General features: G+C 68.8%; 1 pseudogene. It reads right to left on the reverse strand.

The features are described from left to right. Positions 1–321 (reverse strand): annotated as a pseudogene (gene purH, locus H5407_RS23855) (bifunctional phosphoribosylaminoimidazolecarboxamide formyltransferase/IMP cyclohydrolase); the annotation flags it as partial.

A 321-nucleotide genomic window follows, 5' to 3' on the forward strand; every position in this document is an offset into this window, starting at 1 on the left:
TGCAGGCGAAGCGCGTCTTGTCGCTGGTCTTGCCCGCGGCCTTCAGCTCCTCGAGCACGCCGGCGTACTGGCTGGCGTCGGTCAGCACCGTCACGTCCTTCCAGTTCTTGGCGGCGCTGCGCACCATGGCCGGGCCGCCGATGTCGATGTTCTCGATCGCGTCCTCCAGCGTGCAGCCGGGCTTGGCCACGGTGGCTTCGAAGGGGTAGAGGTTGACCGCCAGGATGTCGATCATGGCGATGTCGTGCTGCTGCGCGGCGGCCATGTGCTCGGGCAGGTCGCGGCGCGCCAGCAGGCCACCGTGGATCTTGGGGTGCAGGG

The organism is Mitsuaria sp. WAJ17 (assembly GCF_014174515.1).
Lineage (GTDB): Bacteria > Pseudomonadota > Gammaproteobacteria > Burkholderiales > Burkholderiaceae_C > Roseateles_B.